This is a genomic window from Dietzia cercidiphylli, from assembly GCF_039531545.1.
GTDB classification, from domain to species: domain Bacteria; phylum Actinomycetota; class Actinomycetes; order Mycobacteriales; family Mycobacteriaceae; genus Dietzia; species Dietzia natronolimnaea.
In genome coordinates, this window is the sequence record NZ_BAAAQG010000005.1 from 1 (window position 1) to 5,895 (window position 5,895).

A 5,895-nucleotide genomic window follows, 5' to 3' on the forward strand; every position below is an offset into this window, starting at 1 on the left:
AAAGAAAGAGCCGACACGCCGCCTCGATCGACGACTCCGCCAATCACGATACGGGTCGCGGCTCCTAGGGCGCTGCCGACGGCCAGAAGCACACCAGCCGGGCCGACCGCAATCCCCCGCTCCAGCGCGCCGATCACGGCAAAGGCTACGGCGGAGGTGACGGCACCGCCCGCGAACATCGTCATCGCGGCCATCAGCACCAACGCCGAACGCAACTGTGTATCCCATTGCCCCGGCGGGTTGCAGCTCGCACGCCGAACCATCACGGTCGACGAGTCGGTCTTGCGCACACAGAATCTGGCGATCTTCCTATGAAACTCGAATGGGAAGGCGAAGAGGACGACCGCATCGCGGCCATCGCAGCAGCAGACGAACGTCAGCGGCTCGAAGACCAGCGGGTAGGGGCTCCGATCTCGATCGCCAATGAGTTCTCGGAGATCCGGGTATCTCGCGTGGAGACACGCAACGGCTCCCGGCTCCTGATCGAGTCGCCGCGATCCGGGCAGTGGGTCGCTCTCGATCCGCTCGAGCTCGAGGCGCTGACCTGGCAGACTACGGCGACGTTCTCCGCCATGATCGCCCAACCGTTCGCACCGATGTTCCCTGAGATAACGCCTGAAGAAGCAGGAGAGGAGTGACACATGCCTGTCGTGAAAGCGGATCTCGGGCTCTGTCAGGGCTACGCCAACTGCATCATGGCCGCGGGAGACTATTTCGATCTCGATGACGACGGCGTCGTGATCCTGCTCAGAACAGAGGTCGACGAGGCCGACCGGAAACGGGTCACCGAGGCGGCGAACAGCTGCCCGGTTTCCGCGCTCCGGGTGGAAGACGAATGACGACAGCGATTGTCGGTGCGTCGATCGCGGGGGTACGGGCCGCGCAGGCGCTTCGGGCAGAGGGGTATCGCGGAGACGTTGTGCTCATCGGCTCCGAGCCCGTGCTGCCCTACGACAAGCCGCCGCTGTCGAAGGGATACCTCGTCGGTGCAGGTGCAGCCGAGGTCACGCTCCTCACGGCGGCGGAGGCGCTCGAGCTTAACATCGACCTTCGTCTCGGTGTGCCGGCGGTAGGTCTGGACCGTGCGTTGTCGGAGCTCCGGCTGGCGAATGGACGGCGGGTCGGCTTCGATGACCTCGTGGTGGCGACCGGCGTCCGCGCGCGGCCGTCGCCGTGGGGTGAAGGCGAGGGAATCCATGTGCTGCGGACACTCGACGACGCAGACCGGCTGCGCGCCGAGCTAGTTCCCGATCGCAGGATCATCGTCATCGGAGCGGGCTTCATCGGCGCCGAGGTCGCCGCGACCGCTCTTGGGCTCGGAGTCGATGTCACCCTGGTCTCGGCGACACGCGACCTGATGTCACGCCGGCTCGGTGACGAGATTGGCGCCCTCTTCTCGCAGAAGCACTCCCGGCATGGCGTACATGCGGTTCTCGGACGGACGGTCGCGCAGATCGACGGTGCGAAGGGAGACTTCCGCGTGCTCCTGGATGACGGTTCCGAGCTCCACGGTGATGTCGTCGTCATCGGCATCGGGGCAGTGCCGAACGTCGAATGGCTCGAGGACTCAGGGCTCGAGATCGACGACGGTCTCGTCTGCGACGAATTCCTCACGGCACTCGGCGCCCCGGAAATCCATGCGATCGGCGATGTTGCGCGGTGGCGGCATCCGGTTCGCGGCGATCTCACCCGTCTTGAGCACTGGACGAATGCGGTCGACCAGGCGCGCTGTGTCGCGCACAACATCGCTCATCCCGACGACCGACGCTCATATCTGCCTGTCGAGTATGTCTGGAGTGACCAGTTCAACTGGAAGCTGCACATCGTCGGTCGCACGACGGCAGTCAACCCCGAGATGGTGACGGACCCTCGAACACCCGACCGGATCGCGTCTCTGTACTCTCAGAATGGTCTGTCATTCGACGGGGCAGTGGTACTGAATTGGCCCCGCGCTCTCGTCGAAGTCCGCCGGTCCATCGCAGCGGGATCGTCGCTTTCCGACGTTCGTGTACGACTGGGCCGGCTGCTCGAATCGGCGTCCGGATAGACCTGGACGGGATCGCCTTGCCCTTGATGGCGGCCCTGAGGGCCGGCAGGAACGATACAGTTTCTGTTGTGCAGAGAAATAGAGCAGCCGACGGAGTCGATGCGGCTCCGCAATACCCGATCGAGTCGGTCGACAATGCCCTGAAACTCCTGCTCCTGCTCGGTGAGAAGAACGAACTTCGACTGACGGACGCCAGCAAGCACCTGGGTGTCGCGACCTCAACGGCGCATCGCATCCTCGCGATGCTTCAATGGCGAGGATTCGTGCGGCAAGACCCGCGAACGAAGACATACGGGCCAGGGCCGTCGTTGACCACGATCGCCTTCTCGGTGCTGAGAAAGATGGACATCCCGCAGATCGTGCAACCGATCCTCGAGGAACTCAGCCACCAAGCCGGCGAGACGGTTCACCTCGGCACGCTCGACGGCAACTCCACTCGCTTTCTCGCAGTCTCGGAACCGACGACGGCGGTGCGAGTCGCTTCACGGTTGGGCAAGGAGATGCCGGCCCATTGCACCTCCACGGGAAAGGTTCTCCTGGCGCAGCTCCCGCGAGAACAATTGGACCGTCTCTACCCCGACGAGCAACTCTCACAGGTGACTCCGCAGTCGATCCGTACCAAGACCGAGCTCCTCGCACAACTGGATCTTGTCGCGAAGCAGGGCTATGCAACGAACCGGGAGGAGAGCGAGGAGGGCGTGGCCTCGGTGGCCGTGGCCGTTCCCTCGGCGAGCGGGCTGCGGTTGGCGATCAACGCATCTGCCCCGGTGTTCCGCTTGCCTCCCCGCAAGGTGAAGACCCTCGTCGCACTCCTCGATGAGGCAGCCGTACGTCTGGCCGACCTGACCTCCTGAAGGCTCGTCGTCTCTTTCCCCTGCGACCTGGTGCAGGGGTCGTTCGGCGCGTTCTGAAGAGAGCTCGAGCCATGCTGGACTGTTGGCGCCGCGCAAGCTATTGTGTCTTCTAGTTAGGAACAAGTTCTGCTCAGCAGATAAATATGCGAAGAGGATGATCAATGCAGATCGTACTGGTGCACGGCGGATGGGTAGGCGGCTGGGCGTGGGACGGCGTCGCCGACGAATTGCGCAGAATGGGGCACGAGGTGATCGCGCCGACGCTGCGCGGTCTCGAAGACGGTGACGTGGACCGCTCCGGCGTCACGATGAGCATGATGGCGCGCGATCTGATCGATCAGGTAAGAGAGCTCACCCAGCTCGACATCGTGCTCGTCGGTCATAGCGGCGGAGGTCCGCTCATCCAACTCGTCGCTGAGGCGATGCCCGAGCGCATCGGCCGGGTCGTCTTCGTCGACGCCTGGGTGCTGCGCGACGGCGAGACCATTAACGACGTGCTCCCCGATCCGTTGGTCGCAGCGATGAAGGCGCTTGCGAGTCAGTCCGACGACAACACCATCGTCATGCCGCCTGAGCTCTGGGCCGCGTCTATGCAGGACATGTCCCCGTTCGAGCAGCAGCAGCTCGCCGCGCTCGAGCCGAGGCTCGTCCCAACGCCGGCAGGCTGGTCCAATGAGCCGATCCGCCTCGACCAGTTCTGGGCGAGCAGCATCCCGTCAAGTTATGTGTTCCTCGCTCAGGACCAGGCCGTTCCCGCTGAGATCTACCAGGCCGCGGCCGGGCGGCTTGATAGTCCGCGCACGATCGAGATCGACGGAAGCCATTTGGTGATGCTCACGCATCCGGAGAGGCTCGCACGGGCCCTCGACGCCGTCATTGCCTAACAGGCCTGGGGAAGCTATGGATTCGATTTCACGCCCAGACGACGTCGCGCCGATCTCGTACACCGAACTGGCGCCGTCGGGTGCGCCTGCTCGGTGGATCGTCCTCGTGCACGGGGGTGGTGTCTCGAAGGAGTGCTATCTCGAGACGCCCGACGGCCGACAGGGCTGGGCGGCACGATTGGTATCGCTTGGCTACGGTGTGCTGGTGGTGGACTGGCTGGGGTTGTCCTATGAGGCGGCCCAACACGTCGATGATCGTGCGGCGTCTGCGCGGCTGGACTATGAGAGCGTGTGCCGAGGGATGGGCGTGTTCCTCTCTGGTCTCGGCCGGAACGTCGTGCTGGTCGTGCACTCGATGGCAGGTCCGATTGGCTTCCGCCTCCTAGAGACGCATGGCGATCTCATCGACGGGCTCGTAGCCGTCGCTCCGGGCCCGCCTGGAAATGTACAGGCGGTGCCCGAGATCGTGAGGGAGTCCGACCAGGAGGTCTCCATCCGTGGAGCGGCCATCGACTGGACCATCCCGAAGATGGGTTTCTGGGAACCCACAAGCGCCTTCGTGAACGACAAGGCCATCGGACCCAGCCGGCGGTTCCCCCGCGAGTGCATCGAGGTGTTCCGCCGCACCCTTCGGCCGATCCCGGCCCGGATGCTTTATCAGCGTCAGAACATCGGTGGGAGCCAAATGAGGATCGGGCCGACCGACGCGTTCACGAACAAGCCGATTCTCGTCTTCACGGGTGGAGCCGATACCGACCACCCCTCGCAGCTGGATCAGGACATCGTGGCCTGGCTCACCGATCAGGGCGCCGCCGTCACCTTCTGGTCGTCCGAACTGCCTGTTCTCGCTGGGAACGGCCACATGCTGATGGTCGAAGACAATAGCGACGAGCTCGCTGACGAGATCGCGCGGTGGATCACGGCGCTCTGACTCGCCACCGTATCGTCCCGGCCATTATTTCAGCCGACCCGACGTCCCCAACAGCGGAGGAGAACGCCAGTCGTTTCCTTCGTGTCACTCGAGGGAACGCTGTGCCAGCTCGTTGCCGACTACGACTTGGTCGATCGGGCCCTTGCTCGAACTCCTCATTTCATACGTCTGGCGATGGACTCAAGGGAGATGTTCGCCGACGGCCGCGTGCAACTCCAGGTCATCGGTGGACAGCTGAGGCGTCTGCCACGACGCATCGAGACGATCGGTTCGCAGCTCGAACGGAACGTTCGGGCTGAGCATAAGGATGGCCGCGGGCCTGCTCATCATCACCCCGGCCGCAACCCCCTGGAGGTCCAACAAAGATGTCGACTGACCGGCAAAGACCTGAAGCTCGCGCTGCTTGCCTCCGGCGACAGGAAACATTTTGACGAGAGGATATCCATGACGACGGAAACCCATCCAAGCAATGACCCCGCAACGGTCCCGAGGCTCCACCTGAGGCACGGGCATAGCATTCCGCATCTAGGTCTGGGCACCTGGCCACTAGTGGGGGAAGAGTGCGAAACGGCCGTCCGCTACGCCATTCGAAGCGGCTACCGGCTCGTCGACACCGCGTTCCAGTACCGCAATGAAGACGCGGTGGGACGCGGTGTCCGCACGGCAGGCGTTGCGCGTGAAGAGTTGTTCGTCTCCAGCAAGTTCAACAAGGAGTCCCACAGCGTCGACGGTGTGCAGCGGGCCTACGACCGTAGTCTCCAAGCCTTGGGCCTGGACTACCTGGACATGTTCATGTGCCACTGGCCCGTGCCGGCCTTGGACCAGTACACCGAGGCATGGAGAGGCCTCGTCAAGCTCTTGGACGAAGGCCGTGTCAAAGCGATCGGTGTCTCCAATTTCAAGCCGGACCATCTGGAGAAGGTCATTGCCGCGACCGGCGTGGTTCCCGACGTGAACCAGATCCAGCTCAGCCCCGATCTCGCACGGCTACCCCCGCGGGCAGTGCACCAGGACCTGGGCATCATCACCGAAGCCTGGAGCCCTATTGGTCGCGAATCGGGACTGCGCGACCACCCCATCGTGGTGCAGATCGCGCAACGGACAGCAAAGAGTCCGGCGCAGGTTCTGCTCCGCTGGCACGTCCAGCAAGGAATCGTCCCGATCCCGCAGGCCGCCAAA

8 protein-coding genes are annotated in these 5,895 nt (G+C 63.8%); 7 read left to right on the plus strand and 1 reads right to left on the minus strand.

Annotated features, from left to right (window positions below):
* On the minus strand, positions 1-290 hold a 290-nt coding region (locus ABD250_RS18070), incomplete at its 3' end, for a hypothetical protein (protein WP_425551863.1).
* A 21-nt stretch (positions 291-311) separates the two neighbouring features.
* Here ABD250_RS18070 and ABD250_RS04925 point away from each other — a divergent pair.
* The 7 genes from ABD250_RS04925 to ABD250_RS04955 all read left to right on the plus strand — a co-directional run.
* Positions 312-638, plus strand: a complete 327-nt coding sequence (locus ABD250_RS04925; protein ID WP_005054953.1) for a hypothetical protein — start codon at positions 312-314, stop codon at positions 636-638.
* Between the two features lie 3 nt (positions 639-641).
* Entirely contained in the window at positions 642-839 is a 198-nt protein-coding gene (locus tag ABD250_RS04930; RefSeq protein WP_005054951.1) for a ferredoxin, read from the plus strand.
* A complete protein-coding gene (locus ABD250_RS04935) occupies positions 836-2,047 on the plus strand; it encodes an NAD(P)/FAD-dependent oxidoreductase (RefSeq protein WP_005054949.1) in 1,212 nt (403 codons plus the stop codon). The genes ABD250_RS04930 and ABD250_RS04935 overlap by 4 nt, the downstream gene beginning before the upstream one ends.
* A 68-nt stretch (positions 2,048-2,115) precedes the next feature.
* Positions 2,116-2,901: an IclR family transcriptional regulator gene (locus ABD250_RS04940; RefSeq protein WP_231734901.1), complete on the plus strand. Its 786-nt coding sequence runs from the start codon at positions 2,116-2,118 to the stop codon at positions 2,899-2,901.
* A 161-nt stretch (positions 2,902-3,062) separates the two neighbouring features.
* A complete protein-coding gene (locus tag ABD250_RS04945) occupies positions 3,063-3,785 on the plus strand; it encodes an alpha/beta fold hydrolase (protein ID WP_024476681.1) in 723 nt (240 codons plus the stop codon).
* A gap of 16 nt (positions 3,786-3,801) precedes the next feature.
* Positions 3,802-4,716 (plus strand): alpha/beta fold hydrolase, encoded by a 915-nt coding sequence (locus ABD250_RS04950; protein WP_024476680.1) that lies wholly within the window; start codon positions 3,802-3,804, stop codon positions 4,714-4,716.
* Between the two features lie 189 nt (positions 4,717-4,905).
* On the plus strand, positions 4,906-5,895 hold a 990-nt coding region (locus tag ABD250_RS04955), incomplete at its 3' end, for an aldo/keto reductase (RefSeq protein WP_344391015.1).